The sequence below is a fragment of the Bilophila sp. T19-St14 genome (assembly GCF_059728385.1).
In genome coordinates, this window is sequence record NZ_BAAGFT010000002.1 from 418,990 (window position 1) to 435,188 (window position 16,199).

The following is a 16,199-nucleotide window of genomic DNA, read 5'->3' on the forward strand; positions in this document are numbered from 1 at the left end:
TATCGTAAACATAAGGTAGCAGTCGTAAGACAAATTTTCCGCTCAATAGAGCCTTTTTATTGATGAAGTTATACAAGCTACTTTGTTGAACATGCGCCAACTGAGCGAGTCTATTGGCGTTCAAGCCTTGACGAGCCATTGCCTCAATCATGTCATGTCGGAATTGTTCGATATTCATAAATAAAATTTATGTAGAACTACATAAAAAGTCAACATTAAACTTCTGTATTTCTACTATGGGCATCTCCAAAAACCATTGGTAGGGTTCACCCATGAGTATCATCGAAGACATCAAGTCCGCTTTGGAAAGTGCCCAAAATTCGGGGAAGAGCCTTAACAAGGTCGTCACCGATGCAGGTGCAGACTATGCTAGTGTCCACAAATGGTTACATGGAAAACAGGCGTCTCTTAATTTGAATACGGTCGCTCGCATTCTCGATTACATGGGAGCGAAAATATATATCCCGGAATGGGGCTGTCCTACGGTGAAAGCAGAATCCCCCGTCCCCAAGCGGGAAGAACTTTCCCAGAAAGTAGACTACCTCGAATCTCAACTGGCAGACATGACGAAAGAAAGAGATATTCTCAAGGCGCAGCTAGAGTTACTTAAAGAAATCATGCAGCCCATGAGCATACCCCAAAATAACGCCCAAAAGTCTGATAAAAAGATAGCGTAGACCACCCCCGCCTCCGCGAAATAAGGCGCGAACGGCGGCCCTCCGGATGCGTGATCATCTATGTTGAGTACAAATGAAAGTCCCCGCCGGAGCGGGAAGAACAGATACATTTAAATCAATCAACACGGCGAAAAGTAGGACTTAGGCCCATATAAAAAGGAATTAAAAACATGACGTTAGATAAAAATAACCGTGATTTAGTCCCATCTCCCAAAATGGTACAAGGATGTCTTTTCCAAGTTGAAAAACAATGTGAAATCGATGGAATTGAGATGGGGGTTCTTGAAAACGGTATCCCCTATCTGACAGAAGCTGGACTCGCACGGATGTGCGGTATTGATAGAAAGGTCCTGAATAGACTTGCTATAGAGTGGCCAATAGAGAAGACAAAACCTAGAGGAATGAGTATCAACTCTCTTCTAAATCAGGCTGGATATAACGAGGATTGCTTATATCTTGAATCTGAATTTAACGGGAAGAAAATAAACGCATATACAGAACCAGTATGTATGGTTCTTGTTGAATATTATGCCTTTGTTGCTAAAGAGCCACGACAAGAGGCAATTAATGCTTTTCGCTCTTTAGCTAAAAGAACATTCAGACAGTTTATTTATACTGCAACTGGGTACTCTCCTGAACAACGTCTTATTGATAGCTGGAAGCATTTTCATGATAGAATGGATATAACGTCCATGTCCGTTCCTGATGGTTATTTTAGTATTTTTCATGAAATAGCAGGAATGATTGTCCCTATGATCCGATCAGGAGTCATCATTTCTGATAAAGTTATACCCGATATTTCTGTTGGCAAATTATGGTCTGCATTCTGGAAAGAGAATGATTTTGATAAAAAATATGGAAGCAGAATAAGATATAACCACTCCTACCCTGATTACTATCCACAATCAAAATCAAATCCACAACCTTCCTATGCTTACCCTGATTCATCATTAGGTGAGTTTAGGAAATGGCTGCGAGAAAAATATATCTATACTAATTTTCCCAAGTACTTAGTTACAAAAATAAAATCACTAGCGATATCATCTTGGACAGCACAGAAGGCTATTGCAGCATTTTCCCAAGAAAATAAAAATAATTAACTGAAAAGCCCTTTTTGCTCTATATCTCTCCGCCCCTCCTCGTGAGGGGCTTTTTTGTGCCCTATCGGGCATGACCGTCGATGCCTTCATGGTGTCGGCGGTATTTTTATAGCTCATTATATGTATTTCTACAAAATTTTTCTTGCATTTTTATGTAGAACTACATATATTCAATTCACGACAAACAAGGAGAAAACGCCATGACCACCACAACCGCCCCCTACCTCGTAATCGGAACTTCCCCCTTCGACGGGATGGACACCGTGGACGAATGCGACTCCCTCGAAGAGGCGCGGGAGTTCGCCAACGAGCACGACGGAAAGGTGATCAAGGCTTCCGAGTATCGCCCCAAGGGGCTGCTCGAAGACTGGCTCAACAACGAGCCCGAAGACTTCGGCGTCCTCCCCGGCATCGACTTCCCCGCAACGCTGCACCGCGCTTGGTAAAGCGCCCAGCCCCGCACCAGCCCGGAAAATCCGGGTTGGAAACGGGATTGGGACGCCAATCCGAACATCAATGCAGGAGAAAGGAACCATGAAGGATTTGGACAAGATGACCGCCCGCGAACTTGAAGCGGAGCTGTCCCGGCTGGTGCTCCTCCGTACCGAGGCCCGCTGCTGTATCACTCCAATCTTTGAACCGCAGGGCCTCGGATTCGTGAACGACATCGAAGGCAATGAACTCGCCCGCTGCATCTACGAGAATGTCCGCGACTACATCGTCACGTTCGACCCCGTCACAGTCCGCGGACTTCTCGACATCGCCATCAATGCCGTTTCCGCCAAGCTCGACGCGGTTGTCGAGGCCGAGCGCAAGAGGGCCGCCGCATGAAGTGGATTGAAGGACACCCCGTCGCGTGGCGCGTCACCCTGCTCATCCTCTGCTTCCTGATCACGGGGTACTTTGAGGCCAGAGAAAGTGAACGCCTCCAACAACTCGAACCCGTATCCATTGGGGAGGCACAATGAAATCAGAAATCCGATATAATGAGCCGCCCGAAATCTACCACGCCACCCGCGCCATCAGTAAAAGCGGGATGGACAAGCTCAGACAGGCCCCCGCAAAGTTTAAGGCGTGGATGGATGGAGCTGCCGAAGAAGAGACGGAAGCACTTCTTTTTGGTTCCGTTTTCCACTGCCTCGCGCTCGAACCCGGCGAGTTCGGCAAACGGTACGCCGTGAAACGGTTTAACGGCTCCACCAAGGCGGGCAAAGAAGAAGCCGCGACCGCCAAGGCCGCAGGGTTGGAACTGGTTCCCGCGAGAATCTATGAGCCCGCCCTCGCAATGGCCGAATCCGTCTGGAACCATCCCCTGATCGGCCAAATCATGACGGCGGTGGACAAGCGGACGGAAACCTCCATCTACTGGAGCGAAACCGTGGATGGGACCGAAATCCCCTGTAAGGCCCGTCTGGACATGCTCGCCACCGTGCCGGGTTTTGGGCTCGTCGCCGTTGACCTCAAGAGCACCGACGACGCCAGCCCGGAAGGGCTGTCCCGCTCCGTCCTCAAGTGGGGATACCACCGGCAGGCCGTCTGGTATCGCCGGGCGCTCAGGGCCGTGGGCATGGACTCCAGCGTGTTCGTGCTCGTCGCCGTCGAAAAGGCCGCCCCCCACCTCGTCACCGCCGCCAATGTCAGCGAGGCCGCGCAGCAGGTCGGCCTTGAGGAAATCAAGGACGCACTCGGCACATACGCAACCTGCGCCGAATCCGGCCTCTGGCCCGGATACGCCTCTGAAATCATCGATCTCGACCTGCCCGAATGGGCCTACAAAAGGAGATTCGCCGCATGAGCAGCCTTCCCCAAACCCAACGGCGGGAACCGCCCGTCATCGCCAACGTGACCAATCTGCTAGCCGCCAATATGAAGGCGATCCAGTCCTGCCTCCCGAAACACATGACCCCGGAACGGATGTGCCGGGTTGCGCTCCAGACCATCCGGCGCACACCGCAGCTCATGAACTGCACCCCGGAAAGCCTTGTGGCGGCCATCGTCGAGGCATCAAGCCTCGGCCTTGAACTGGACCTGCGCGGACAGGCATACCTTGTTCCGTACAAGAACAGCGTCACCCTCATCCCCGGATACAAGGGCCTGATGGACCTCGCCTATCGTTCCGGCAGGGTCACGAACATCTATGCCGAGGTCGTCTGCGAAAACGACCAGTTCGCTTTCGCGCTCGGCCTCGCCCCAAAGCTGGAGCATACGCCCAACCTTGAAGACCGCGGCGCGCTCAAGGCCGTCTATGCCGTGGCCCGCGTCAAAGATGCCGATCCCGCGTTCGTCGTTCTCGGCAAGACCGAGATCGACAAAATCCGCAAGGCGTCCAAAGCGTCCGGCTCCGGGCCGTGGGTTCAATGGGAAGAGGAAATGTGGAAGAAGACCGCGATCCGGCGGCTCTGCAAGTACCTTCCTCTCTCCCCGGAAATTCAGAAGGCCATCGCGCTTGATGAAGCCGCCGATGCTGGCGTGAGCCAACACCTTGCCGACGGCATCATTGATCTTCCCGCCGTCGCACCCGATACGCCGACCGCAGGGCTGAATGCCGCCCTCTCCGAAGGCGCGAAGGGAAAACGCCCCACCAACGCCGAAATGGAAGCCCGACGCAGGGAAGCCGCCGACGCATGGCTGGCCACGGGCAACCCTCTTGAGGACGTCGAAAAGCTGGTCAACGCCTACGCCCGCAACTGGAACACGGCGCAGTGCGAGAAGGTCAGGCAGCTTGCCGCCGAAGCCGTGCGGAACGGTGCGCAACAGGACGCCCCGGAAGCCCCCGCGCAGCCAGCCCCCGCCGCCAATATGCTCACCTGCCCGAAAACGGAAACGCAGGTCAGCGACTGGACGTGCTCCGACTGCGAACAGCGCGCCGGATGCCCGGCGTGGGCCGAGTAAGCCCCCAACCGCCCCGCACCTTCCTTCCGGGGCGTCACCATAAAAGCCCCGCCGGGGGCTTCATACCCGGCCCAAAGGAAAACCCATGAGCCAAGAAATAGCCATCATCGCCACCAATGCCCGTCCCATCGGCCCCAACATGACCTATGTGCGCGAGGAAACCATCACAGTCTCCGAACCGCTGACAGACGCCGAACGGCTGGAATACGGACAGGAAATGGCCGATGCCCTCGCGAAAATCGAGGAATACGAGGCCGCGCTTGATGCCGAACGCAAGCACTACAAGCGCCTCATCGAAACGCAGGAGAAAATCGCCCAAACCGCCTCAAAACGCTACCGCGACGGCAAGGAAGAACGGGAGGTTCACTGCGATCTCCTGAAGGATTGGGACAAGTGCGAAATGGTCTGGGTTGAATCCACAGAACCTTACCGCGAAGTCCTGCGCCGCCCGATGACCACCGAGGAACGGCAGGGCTCCTTTCTTGAAAAGCCCGTCTCCGTCTCGCCCAGCTCCCCCAATAATGACGACGTAATCGACGTGACCTCGGAGGAACAATGATGGATACCCGCCGCGCCACCATCACCATTTCCGAAACGCCAAAGGAAAATACCCTCAGCATCGACGTGGAGTTCTTCCCCGAACTGAACCTTCAGGACGATGCCTTCTCAGGTCTGGCACATCTCGTTTGCACCGCGCTTGAAGCCATCAACAAGGAAGCGGAACGCCATGCCGGATGAAGCCCCGAAACCACGCAAACAAAAAAACTTCGCTCAGATAAACGGCGCCTGCAAAATGGCCCGCCTCAGCGACGGACTGTCTCCCAAGGCTTGCCCCGTCTGCGGCACCGTCAGCAAACTCAGGGAATGCCCCTTTTGCCACCATCGGCGGGAGAAGAAATAGCCGCCGTCCGGGGGCGCGGCCGGACAACAACGCGCAGGGAGGGAAAAATGAAAAACGCCATCCGGCAGCAGGCGTTTCCGGGATACGATACAAACGATTACATAGCCGAAAGCATAGCTTTCTTACAGGAGAACGAGCCGCCGGAAGGCTTTTTTGTCGGGTTCAGCGGCGGTAAGGATAGCATTGTATCGCTGGAGCTGTGCCGCATGGCAGGGGTCAAGCACCATGCATATTACTCATGTACGAGGATTGACCCGCCGGAAGTTGTTCAGTTTATCCGAACGGCTTACCCGTCCGTGCAATGGCTCTACCCCAAAATGACGATGTGGGAAGCCATTCAGAAAAAGGCTCCTCCGTTACGCATGCAACGCTGGTGTTGTGAGGTGCTGAAAAAAGAACCAGCGCGTGAGCATCCCCTTAAACATCGAATCATGGGAATACGCGCCGAAGAGTCAACACGTCGCGCATCCCGCCCAAGAATAGACAGCTTTAGCAAACAAACTATCTACAAGCCGATTTTTGCATGGCCCGAATGGGCCGTATGGGAATTTATTGAGAGTCGAGGATTACATTATCCATCATTATATGATGAAGGTTTTTCACGTATCGGCTGTGTCGTGTGCCCTTTCATCCTCAGTTCATCTCCGGGGGCCACACGACAACGCAAAGAATCAATGCGACGTTGGCCGGGAATATGGAAAGCATATGAACATGCGGTGAAAAAGTGGTTTACAGCCAAGATGGTTGAAGGTTTGAGAAGTAACCAGCGTCATAGGACACCAGAAGATTACTGGCAAGCATACCTGAGAGGTTTTGAATGACTATCACCCCCGAAGAACTCGACTACATCCGAACCGCCGCCGTTGGCGACATGCTCGGAGACTCCCGCGCCTTTGATGGGATGGGGCCGTCCGCCGTCGTTTTCAGATTGTGCGTGGAGATCAAAAAACTCCACAAAGAGCGCAGCGAAAACAGGGCGTTAATCCGTTTCATCATCGGCAGATTGGAAGCCATAGCCCAAAGAGGGAAAGCCCCCGTAAGACGATGTAGGAGAACAGCATGGAACCGGAACTGCTGACAACAAAACAAGTCGCTTCCGTCATGAACATTGGAGAAGAGAGGGCGAGGGCAATCCTGCTGTCCCGTGGCGTACAGCCTGTGAGCCTTCCGTGGGGCAAGGAGCGCAAAACCTTGCGCTGGTCACGGCGCGCCGTTATGACGGTGATCGACACATTACATGCTGAGGCTCAGGCAAAGGCAGGAGTTCCCAAGCGCCGGCGACCGCCCAAAACGTCAGGGTACGTCATCGGAAAATCCGCAGAGGAACTTTTCGCAGAATTCAATATGGGGGCCGTCCAGTAGTGGCTGGCGGCCCCTTTGCTCAGGAGCTATTCGTATGGCTATCAGACAGAGGAAAGGCCGTAGAAAGCCGTGGGAAGTGTACTGGAACAACCCCTTTACGCTCAAACGTGAATCACTGTACTTCGAAACGGAGGAAGAAGCAAAAAAACAGGATGCTCTCAAGAAGTATCAGCTCAAGTATGAACGGGATCTCTTCCGACGGGAGGAAACGGAAGCGCCGCAGATGGAGCATACCTTTGAATCCGCGTATTACCTGTTCCTAAAAGAAAGACGCTTTTCAGAAAGGGCGTTGAGCAGGCACTTGGTAAACATGAAACCATCCGTCCTGTTTCTTGGGGATACACCTCTTCGGGATGTAGACAACGCTAAACTCAAAGCTCTTGTCGAGCACCTTTTGTCACGGGGGATCAAGACGGCAACCCTCAAACGCTATATGAGTCAAGTCATTTCCATGCTCAGATGGGCACATCAAAATGAACTCATCATGAAGATACCGCGAATCCCTAAATTGCCACATGTGGAGTACGAGCATTTCATTCCGCCGACTCAACATGAAATCGCACTGATTTTTGCCCATGCCAGCGAACATATACGGCGCGTTATCGTACTCGGATCGCAAATGGGCATCAGGGTAGGTCCATCTGAACTTTTCGACCTGAAATGGACGGATGTAGATATTGAGAATAGTGTGATTCATCTGCGTGCTGCAAAAAAAAACAGAGTTGAGCCGATCAGGGATATTCCTATCAGAAAGGCGTTGATAGAGGAGTTGCAGTCGTGGCGTAATATGGACAGAGCACAGGGTGTTGAGTATATCATCCACTTTATGGGGAAGCCCATCGAAAGCATACGAAGAGGATGGAAGGCGGCCCTGAGACGAGCCGGGATAACTAGAAATATACGTCCATATGATTTGCGGCATGCCTTCGCCACCGAAGCAATAGCCGCCGGTGCAGACATAGGAACGGTTGCCAAGCTCATGGGGCACGCAAGCTTGACCATGATTTTAAAGCACTATCAGCATGTGCTCAACTCGCAAAAAATTGCCGCAATCGAAGCTATCCCCGAACCGAAATATGTGGCAAAAAATATGTGGCAGCTTGAAAATGCATGTTCCCATCGCCAATAACATGGTGTAAACAAATTACTTTTACGTCATACTATTTTTATGCCCTATCCCGAAATCAGGGAAGGGCGGCGTTCCATACAATCTTCAGTGAATCAGCACGCTCTTCAGCGAATCAGCCTTTACCGGTTGCGTATTCAGCTTTCGCCTCTGGCGGCTTTCTTAAAGCGGTACATGAGGGCATCGGCCCGGCTCAGCGTATTGTGCAAACTGCCTTTATCAAGGGCAGGATCATACGAGGCGACCCCATAGGAGAAAGTGACGGGCTGCCCGTTGACTTCGGCCTGTGCCCCAGCCATGTGGAACAGCTCCAGCCCCCACAGCAGGGCTTCCTTTTCTTCGCCCTCAAACAGCGTCACAAATTCATCCCCGCCGATGCGGAATGAAAGCCCTCGGCTTACCGGCTCCTCACGCGTCAGCAGGTGGGCCATACGCCGGAGATAGGCATCCCCCGCAGCATGGCCGTAGGTATCGTTGAGCTGTTTCATATAATTCAGATCATACGCAACGATGGTCAGGGAGCGGGGCAACTTTTTTTCCAGATCCTTCAGTTCCAGTTCAAAGGCGGTGCGGTTGCCGATGCCGGTGAGCATATCCGTGTAGGCGAGCTTCTTATAAAAGGGCGTTGCCAAACGCCGCAGGCAGAGCATCGTAATAACGGTACAGCACCCCACGATCACCAAGGCCAGCGCCCCGCTGTAAATCATGGCCCGGAGCTTGCTGTCATGAATGACGTCAGCGTTGAACTCCATGACTACGGCCCCGACGGGCCTCGCCCCCCCGCTGGCATGGACGGGCATGCACGTCAGGAAAATCGCCCCCCATTCGGTATTCAGCACGCCGTCCGACTCGATAGGGTCCCCGGACAGGCAACGGTTCAGCATGGGAACGATGTCTTGTTCAATAAGATCGCCGGGGCTGCGGAAGTCCGAGGAATCAGGCGGCAGGCCGTCCACCAGATATATGGGCTGGCCCCCGCCATTGGACTTGGCCGTGTAAAGATAGCGCACGTTGGCGATCTGCCTGATATTGTCCAGCATGGACTGCGTATCCTGATACGTATCCCGCCGCATGTCCGTAAGCGTATTGATATTGGCGAACCCCTCAAGGTTCAAATGGGATTCCGCATAGGCATTCACCACGCGCGCACGTGCCCGGATGTCTTCCTGCAAGGCGTTGCTCATCATCAGATACAGGATGGCGAAGACGGATACGGAGGCAATCAGGATAGCCGACGCAATCGTCAGGACGATTTTCTTTTCAGCGCTGTACCAGCCCGTTTTTCTGGTCAAAACCATCCTCCATCCTCTCAAAAAGGCACTGCCGCCTATGAGAACACTCTGTATTTATTTTAACAGTGGTGGAAATCACAGGGGTTGTCAATGAAACCTTCCTTTCCTTCACCCCCTGTGGACGGCGGCGGGGCTCCGCAGGCAAGGCGCTGCGGGGGGTAGGCTCCTGCGGGAGATTCCGTTACAATCCGTAAAAAGGAGTTTGACATGGCTACCGTTACCGCGACCTATCTTGGGGACCTTCGGGTCGAATCCGTCCACGCCGCCAGCGGCGCACGCCTCGTTACCGACGCCCCCGTGGACAACAACGGCAAGGGTGAAGGCTTCTCGCCAACGGATCTCTGCGCCACGGCACTGGCCGGATGCGCCATGACCATCATCGGCATTTACGGCAAGATGCACGATGTGGACGTGACCGGAACCACCATTGAAGTCACCAAAACCATGAGCGCGAACCCCCGGCGCATCGGCAAGCTTGAAGTCGTCTTCACCATGCCCGACCGCGAATACACCGACAAACAGAAAACCATGATCGAACGCGCCGCCCATACCTGCCCGGTCCATTTGAGCCTGCACCCCGACGTCGAACAGGTGTTCACGTTCCGCTGGAAGCGCTAGCCCCATCCGCCGGGAAACCCGCCGATCTGTCCAGAAGGAAAGAAAATCCGTTTTTTTTCTGAAAAAAAAGTTGTTTTCAAGCGTATAAAAAACGTATTTCGCCAGATTGGCGGCTGTCCGCCCTTGCATCCTCCGCCGGTTTCCCCTAAAGAATTCCCACTGGCGGGAAGCGGGGACTCGTCCCGGCTGGAAGCGCATCAAACAGCACCTTTTGAGGAGGCGACATGAAACTGACCATCATCGGGGCCGGGCCGGGAGGCTATTCGGCGGCGTTTGCGGCGGCGAAAGCCGGGGCGGAAGTGACGCTCGTGGAACAGGGGAAGCTCGGCGGCACGTGCCTGCACACGGGCTGCATCCCCACAAAAACCCTGCGCTCTTCCGCCGACGTGCTGGAAATGGGCGGACGGCTGGCGGAATTCGGCATCACCGGGGAATGCGCGCTCAAGGCGGACATGCCCGCCATCGTGAACCGCAAGCGCAAGGTCGCCGCCACGCTCCAGGCCGGCCTTGAAAAAACGTGCGCCCAGCTCAAGATCCGCGTCATCTGCGGCAAGGCCGAACTCGTGGGCGCGAAGCTGGTGCGCGTCGCCACGGCGGAAGGCGTGGAAGAGGTCGAAAGCGACAACGTGATCGTCGCTACGGGCTCTTCGCCGCTGGAGCTGCCCGCCCTGCCCGTGGATCACGCCCGCGTGCTGTCGAGCGACGACGCGCTGGAACTGCAGGCCGTGCCGTCCAGCCTGATCATCGTGGGCGGCGGGGTCATCGGCTGCGAGCTGGCGTTCATCTACCGGGCGTTCGGCTCCAAGGTGACGGTTGTGGAAGGCCAAAACCGCGTGCTTCCCCTGCCCTCCGTGGACGAGGAAATCAGCCGCCTGTTGCTGCGCGAAATGAAAAAGAAGGGCATCGCCGTGGAGCTGGCCCGCACGGTGACCGCCGCAACGCCCGCCGGGACAGGCGTTTCCGTGGAAATCGGCGCGTCTCCCTTTGTGGCGGCGGCCAACCCGCCCGCCCCGCGCACGCTTGAGGCCGATGCCGTGTGCGTCACCGTAGGCCGCGTGCCGCATACGGACGGGCTTGGGCTCGACGCCGCCGGGGTCAAGGTCGATGCCAGGGGCTGGATCGAAGCCGACGATTTTCTGGAAACCTCGGTGCCGGGCGTGTACGCCATCGGCGACGTCATCGGGCCGCGCCGCATCATGTTGGCGCACATGGCGGTTGCAGAAGCCCACACCGCCGTACATAACATTCTGCATCCCGAAAACAGGAAGGCGCAGAACTACGATGTGGTGCCCTCCGCCGTCTTCACCGCCCCGGAAATCGGGAATGTGGGACTTTCCGAGGCGCAGGCCAAGGAACGGGGGCTCGCCGTGAAAACCTCGGTGTTCCAGTTCCGCGAGCTCGGCAAGGCGCAGGCCATGGGCGAACTCGCCGGGCTGTTCAAGCTCATCGCTGAGGAAGGCAGCGGGAAGCTCCTCGGCGCGCACATCGCCGGGGCCCATGCTTCCGATCTGATTGCCGAAGCCACCCTTGCCATCCGGCGCGGCTGCACCGCCCGCGATCTCTTCGAGACCATCCACGCCCACCCCACCCTTTCCGAAGGGCTCTATGAGGCCGCCGGTTCGCTGATATAGCCTCCTAACTCCACCGCTGAACAGGCTTGAAGACGGCCGCGCCCTTTTTCTCCGGGTGCGGCTGTCTTTTTGTGCCCTTCGGATGGCCTCGGCGGGGCGGCCTTCCGCACGACACGGCGAGGGGGAGTGTACAGGAACGGAAAGTGGGTATAATAGGTTCGCCCCGTACAGGGGAACACCACGCCGGAGGCCGCCCTTTGAAACGCGCTCCCGCGGGCTGGTGCAGAAAGGGGATTTTTATGGAAGAGGCACTGATCAAAATTCTTTCGTTCATCACCTTCATCATGCTCGGCTACCTGCTCCGCCGTTTGTCCATCCTGAAGGCGGAAACGTTCCGCGTGCTCTCCGGCATCGTGTTCTACATCACCCTGCCGTGCATCATCATAACCAGCATCAACGGCGTACCCGTGACTTCCGAAATGCTCTGGCTCGTCGCGCTGGGCGCGCTCTGTAACGTCCTCATGGTCGTCACGGGCTACGGCATGACCCACGGCAAGGCCCGGCAGGAACGTGCCTTTTCCATGATCAACCTTTCTGGTTACAACATCGGCACGTTCGCCATGCCTTTCGTTGCCGGTTTCCTGCCTCCCACAGGGTTTCTGGCAACCTGCCTGTTCGACGCCGGGAACGCAATCATGTGCACGGGCGGCACCTACGCGCTCGCCAACAGCGTCACCGACGCCTCACAGCATCTGTCCGTCAAAAGTTTCCTGCGCAATGTTTTTTCGTCCATCCCTTTCTGCATCTATCTGATCATGATCGTCATGGCGTTCCTGCACCTCGCCCTACCGCACCCAGTGATCATCTTCACCAAGATCGCCGGGGACGCCAACGCGTTCCTCTGTATGCTCATGATCGGGGTGAACATCCATCTGCAAATGGACAGCAAGAGCTTCCGATGCCTCATCAAACACATCGCGGTCCGCTATGCGCTGTCAGGCGTGCTGGCGTTCCTCTTCTATCGCTGCCTGCCTTTTTCGCTTGAAATCAGACAGGCTATGGCCGTCATCGCCCTTGCCCCCTCCTCTTCGCTGGCCCTTATCTTTACCATGAAGCTCAAGGGCGACGTGATCATGGCAGGCAACATCTGTTCCCTGTCCATCCTCCTGAGCACCATCGCCATGACCATCCTGCTCGTCTACCTCTAGCGCGGCGCATCCAGATGGCATCGGCAAGGGAGAAACGGGATTTGGGGGCTGTGGCAGGTGTGAGGCTGGATGAAACAGGCCGATCAGCTATGCGGCGTGGGGAAATCGGCCTGCACGTCAAAGGGATACAAAGGGATACAGACATCTTGAAGGATTTTAAGCTATTGCGCCGCTTAGCCTTGATATGAAAATCATAGTGATTTCAGGCCATTCGAGCAAGATGCTGTCAAAGCATTCAACTGCCTGCCTGCACGACAGCCACATTTCCAGAATGCGGTTACCCTGCTTAAACAATAGGCTTCGTCAGGGTATGTGGCTGTTTCCTCCACAGCGCGGTGAAATGCAGCCTTTTTCTCCCGCTTTTCCGTCGGCGGAATCCATAAGCCAAGGCATTTTGCTCGTTATTCCTTTGAAACTTCAAGGAAAAAGCATTAACTTTTTATGACACAGCCCAATAATGTACTTTATTTTACTGGGGATTTTAGAGCGTGTCGCCATTTTGATGTAATTATTTGAAATTATCAAAAAATATTTTTGTGATTTGAAAAATAGTTAAATAATTCAAATAGATTATATCTCTCATTGGCGACATAATCTAAAAGTTCCCGCTGCATAGCAACTCTGAAATGAGGAATTTTTTTTGGCTATGCGACACCATCCGTTTCCGGCCATGACTATCGCAAGCGCTCCATACGGCTATCCATGCTAAAATGTTTATTCTTCCTTCCTAAATACCGTATCTAAGCGTCTTCCGTGAAGAAAGCCGTCTGATTTTTACCTTGCCGCTTGGCCTGATAGAGGGCGTAATCAGCTTTTTTGAAGAGTTCATCAACGGTCTTACCGTGCTGGGGAAACAAACTGACCCCAATAGAATTCGTAATAGCGTAACGCCCCCCATGCGGCTGGCACTTAACCGCAAGGTTTTGGCGATACCGTTCGACCAATACTTGCGCAGTTGGGCCATCCACGTTTTTGATGATCACTATAAACTCGTCGCCGCCGAAGCGCCCTTTCAAATCGTCCAGACGAAAGCTTTCTTTTATACATTCAGCAACCGTTTGGATAATTTCATCACCAAAGCTGTGGCCAAATGTATCATTCGCCCGCTTGAACTCATCGAGATCCAAGACAACCATCGCATGGGACTTGAATGCTTTCCCATCCCGGTTTGTTCCGGTGCGGAGCCCTTGGGCCTGCCCATTTTCCAGGGAATGCTTGAACAGTTGTGTAGCTTTTTTGAGCATGGCGGCTTTGTTGAGCAGGCCTGTCAGCTCATCACGTTGGGCGCTTTGGCGTAAATCACATACGAGCTTTACATCCTCATCCACATCGCTTAATTTGCCTATGATGACACGATTAGCGATGCCACACGTAACCGTAAACCACTTATACCCCTGCTCGGTCATGATTTGAATGGGCTGTGAACGCTTACAGTGCCTATTTTCAATAACATCCTTAAAAAATAACTGATGCAAAGCAGTTATGCCCTTCTCCGTCAATAAGCCATGCGCATCAGGCCTGGAGAAAAAGCCATCGATAGATGTCATATTAAAATTGGATGACGTTGTTGAATAGTTTGTCATTTGATCTTTTTCAATGTCACATTCAAACAACAAATCATTGCTCAATTCACAAATCAGTTGGTAGCGTTTTAATTCATACTCCCTCAATTCCTGAATTTTCCTTAGTTCGGTAATATTACGCATTATATTGATAAAACAAGGCTTATCATCTTTATAGCCGATAAAGTTGGAAATGACATCAAGCCATACGACGCTGCCATTTTTATGGAAAACACGATACTGGATATTTAATTGTTCTTTACTTTGTATATGCTTATTGAATGCGGCAAAAACCCTTTCAAAATCATCTGGGTGCAACACATTTCTGGGGTTGCCGCTTTTTGATTGGTCTTCATATTCTTTACGAGTAGATCCAGTCAACGAATAGAAAGCATCGTTTGCCCATTCTACAGTACGCTGATCGCCGTTAAACACTATTTTCACCACACCGCAATCCAACATATTAAGAATACTTTCTAAGTCATTCATTTTTCCCTCGTAAAAGGATGAAAGCATTTCAATGCTCATGTTCCGTCAAGTTCAACAAGATACGAAAGGCCCTGTCATAGCGTGCGGTTGTTCCACCTCCGCCGCAAGGCAAGATGGGGGCTTTTTCCCCAATTTTTCCGTCAGCGACATCAGCACATAATAGATATTGTATTGGCTATGTCATAGAAAACGGTTTATGCTTTATTTCCTTGAAATTTCAAGGAAATAACCAATAAAATCCCCCCAGTCACAGAGCCCACAGCGGAAAATTTGGAGAAAAAGCATATATTTTCAGTATATTACTGAAATAAAACAACCATGTACTCTGACAGAGCCATTGTATTTATTATTTAGAAAGTTTTACTGAATAAAGCAGTCATGGTTTCCTGTGCCGCAGCCATGCGAAATGCCTGTAATCAAGGCTTTGCCACAAGACTATTCTTCAATGATTTCAGTGAAGCTGTCATAAAAAACATATGGCCTCTCCTATCGCCGCCCCCTGCTTTTTATCAATCCTGACGCTCTATTATAAATAGGGGCTATGCCGCCTTTCACGTTCCGTTCCCGTGCTCAGGCTGCTGATAACGGCGATGAGCCTTTGAGCAATCTTTCGGACGGCGGGGGGGGGAAGCAATGCATATCATAAGGAAGCACCCGTTCATACCGCTAACCCACAATCTAAGAACAGGAGATTGTTAATACAGACAGACTATTGTCGACATTATTCCTTTGTGGAAAGCTGCGCCTCAAATAGGGGTGGGCCGTTCCATAGCCTGATTGAGACCTTGAAGCCCTTGCGGATGCGTTCCGCAAAGCGGCAAATGTTCAGCCGTCTATATGTGAACAGGATACCAACCATTATCAAAGAATGGAAGTCCGGTAATTCATTGGCCTTCATGGTCAGTTCATCCAGAACAGATGCGGACAGCAACTTTTTCAAAAGGCTGTGTCATGGCATGTGGTTGTTTCATCTCCACAGTGCGGTGAAAATACAGCCTTTTTCTCCGGTTTTCCCCTTGGTGGGATCCACGGCTAAGGCATTTTGCCGGTTATCCCTTTGGAGCCTCAAGGAAAAAGCATCAACCGTTTTTTATAACACAGCCAAACATTTTGTTGGCTATCCCCTTTGGAACTTCAAAGGGAAAAGCGTCAGCCCTTTTCTATGACACAGCCTTTCAAAGGCTATGAACAAACGCTTTCCAAGGCAAGGAGGTTTCCCTCGCAGGATAAAGCCCGGCAGGTTTGATCGTCTGGAGCTAGGCATCTTGAGGGCATGGGGGGCAAGGTTGCTCTTTTTCCGGCCTGTTTTGCACAATATTTTCCGCACTGGAAAGAAGTGAAGAGCATACCGGACGAATGCCCATCGCTTCAAAGAGCGGCGTTATCCTCTCCCCTTCCCTC

18 protein-coding genes are annotated in these 16,199 nt (G+C 53.1%); 16 read left to right on the plus strand and 2 right to left on the minus strand.

What is annotated here, in order from left to right:
- Positions 1-272 precede the first annotated feature (272 nt).
- The 13 genes from AC6I1V_RS16315 (at position 273) to AC6I1V_RS16375 (ending at position 8,061) form a co-directional block, all read left to right on the plus strand.
- A complete protein-coding gene (locus tag AC6I1V_RS16315) occupies positions 273-677 on the plus strand; it encodes a restriction endonuclease subunit S domain-containing protein (RefSeq protein ID WP_486850649.1) in 405 nt (134 codons plus the stop codon).
- Positions 678-847: 170 nt separating this feature from the next.
- Complete coding sequence (locus AC6I1V_RS16320; protein ID WP_497737251.1) at positions 848-1,777, plus strand: BstA C-terminal domain-containing protein; 930 nt, start codon at positions 848-850, stop codon at positions 1,775-1,777.
- A 200-nt stretch (positions 1,778-1,977) separates the two neighbouring features.
- The gene (locus tag AC6I1V_RS16325; protein WP_486850699.1) at positions 1,978-2,223 is read left to right on the plus strand and encodes a hypothetical protein; all 246 of its coding nucleotides are present in this window, start codon (positions 1,978-1,980) and stop codon (positions 2,221-2,223) included.
- Between the two features lie 88 nt (positions 2,224-2,311).
- Positions 2,312-2,608: a hypothetical protein gene (locus tag AC6I1V_RS16330; RefSeq protein WP_486850698.1), complete on the plus strand. Its 297-nt coding sequence runs from the start codon at positions 2,312-2,314 to the stop codon at positions 2,606-2,608.
- A complete protein-coding gene (locus AC6I1V_RS16335; protein ID WP_486850697.1) occupies positions 2,605-2,745 on the plus strand; it encodes a hypothetical protein in 141 nt (46 codons plus the stop codon). The genes AC6I1V_RS16330 and AC6I1V_RS16335 overlap by 4 nt, the downstream gene beginning before the upstream one ends.
- Positions 2,742-3,572, plus strand: a complete 831-nt coding sequence (locus AC6I1V_RS16340) for a PD-(D/E)XK nuclease-like domain-containing protein (protein WP_486850696.1) — start codon at positions 2,742-2,744, stop codon at positions 3,570-3,572. The genes AC6I1V_RS16335 and AC6I1V_RS16340 overlap by 4 nt, the downstream gene beginning before the upstream one ends.
- Positions 3,569-4,669, plus strand: coding sequence for a recombinase RecT (locus AC6I1V_RS16345; RefSeq protein WP_486850695.1), 1,101 nt, complete (start codon positions 3,569-3,571; stop codon positions 4,667-4,669). Before AC6I1V_RS16340 ends, AC6I1V_RS16345 begins: the two co-directional genes overlap by 4 nt.
- An 85-nt stretch (positions 4,670-4,754) precedes the next feature.
- The gene (locus AC6I1V_RS16350; RefSeq protein ID WP_497737252.1) at positions 4,755-5,228 is read left to right on the plus strand and encodes a hypothetical protein; all 474 of its coding nucleotides are present in this window, start codon (positions 4,755-4,757) and stop codon (positions 5,226-5,228) included.
- Complete coding sequence (locus AC6I1V_RS16355) at positions 5,225-5,407, plus strand: hypothetical protein (RefSeq protein WP_308770981.1); 183 nt, start codon at positions 5,225-5,227, stop codon at positions 5,405-5,407. The genes AC6I1V_RS16350 and AC6I1V_RS16355 overlap by 4 nt, the downstream gene beginning before the upstream one ends.
- Positions 5,408-5,617: 210 nt before the next feature.
- The gene (locus tag AC6I1V_RS16360; protein WP_486853829.1) at positions 5,618-6,391 is read left to right on the plus strand and encodes a phosphoadenosine phosphosulfate reductase family protein; all 774 of its coding nucleotides are present in this window, start codon (positions 5,618-5,620) and stop codon (positions 6,389-6,391) included.
- Complete coding sequence (locus AC6I1V_RS16365) at positions 6,388-6,648, plus strand: hypothetical protein (protein ID WP_486853830.1); 261 nt, start codon at positions 6,388-6,390, stop codon at positions 6,646-6,648. The genes AC6I1V_RS16360 and AC6I1V_RS16365 overlap by 4 nt, the downstream gene beginning before the upstream one ends.
- On the plus strand, positions 6,630-6,932 hold the full coding sequence (locus tag AC6I1V_RS16370) for a hypothetical protein (protein WP_486853831.1): 303 nt from the start codon (positions 6,630-6,632) through the stop codon (positions 6,930-6,932). Before AC6I1V_RS16365 ends, AC6I1V_RS16370 begins: the two co-directional genes overlap by 19 nt.
- A gap of 34 nt (positions 6,933-6,966) precedes the next feature.
- Entirely contained in the window at positions 6,967-8,061 is a 1,095-nt protein-coding gene (locus tag AC6I1V_RS16375; protein WP_486853832.1) for a tyrosine-type recombinase/integrase, read from the plus strand.
- Between the two features lie 134 nt (positions 8,062-8,195).
- Here AC6I1V_RS16375 and AC6I1V_RS16380 read toward each other — a convergent pair whose 3' ends face one another.
- Positions 8,196-9,356 carry a GGDEF domain-containing protein gene (locus AC6I1V_RS16380; protein ID WP_486853833.1) on the minus strand — a complete coding sequence of 387 codons (1,161 nt, stop codon included), beginning with the start codon at positions 9,354-9,356 and terminating at the stop codon, positions 8,196-8,198.
- Between the two features lie 201 nt (positions 9,357-9,557).
- On the opposite strand from AC6I1V_RS16380, the gene AC6I1V_RS16385 reads away from it, so the two are divergent.
- The 3 genes from AC6I1V_RS16385 to AC6I1V_RS16395 all read left to right on the plus strand — a co-directional run bounded on the left by AC6I1V_RS16385 (position 9,558) and on the right by AC6I1V_RS16395 (position 12,747).
- The gene (locus AC6I1V_RS16385) at positions 9,558-9,968 is read left to right on the plus strand and encodes an OsmC family protein (RefSeq protein ID WP_486853834.1); all 411 of its coding nucleotides are present in this window, start codon (positions 9,558-9,560) and stop codon (positions 9,966-9,968) included.
- Positions 9,969-10,192: 224 nt separating this feature from the next.
- On the plus strand, positions 10,193-11,599 hold the full coding sequence (gene lpdA / locus AC6I1V_RS16390) for a dihydrolipoyl dehydrogenase (RefSeq protein WP_497737253.1): 1,407 nt from the start codon (positions 10,193-10,195) through the stop codon (positions 11,597-11,599).
- 239 nt (positions 11,600-11,838) lie between these two features.
- Complete coding sequence (locus tag AC6I1V_RS16395; protein ID WP_486853836.1) at positions 11,839-12,747, plus strand: AEC family transporter; 909 nt, start codon at positions 11,839-11,841, stop codon at positions 12,745-12,747.
- A 740-nt stretch (positions 12,748-13,487) separates the two neighbouring features.
- Here AC6I1V_RS16395 and AC6I1V_RS16400 read toward each other — a convergent pair.
- Complete coding sequence (locus tag AC6I1V_RS16400; RefSeq protein WP_497737254.1) at positions 13,488-14,798, minus strand: sensor domain-containing diguanylate cyclase; 1,311 nt, start codon at positions 14,796-14,798, stop codon at positions 13,488-13,490.
- Positions 14,799-16,199 lie beyond the last annotated feature (1,401 nt).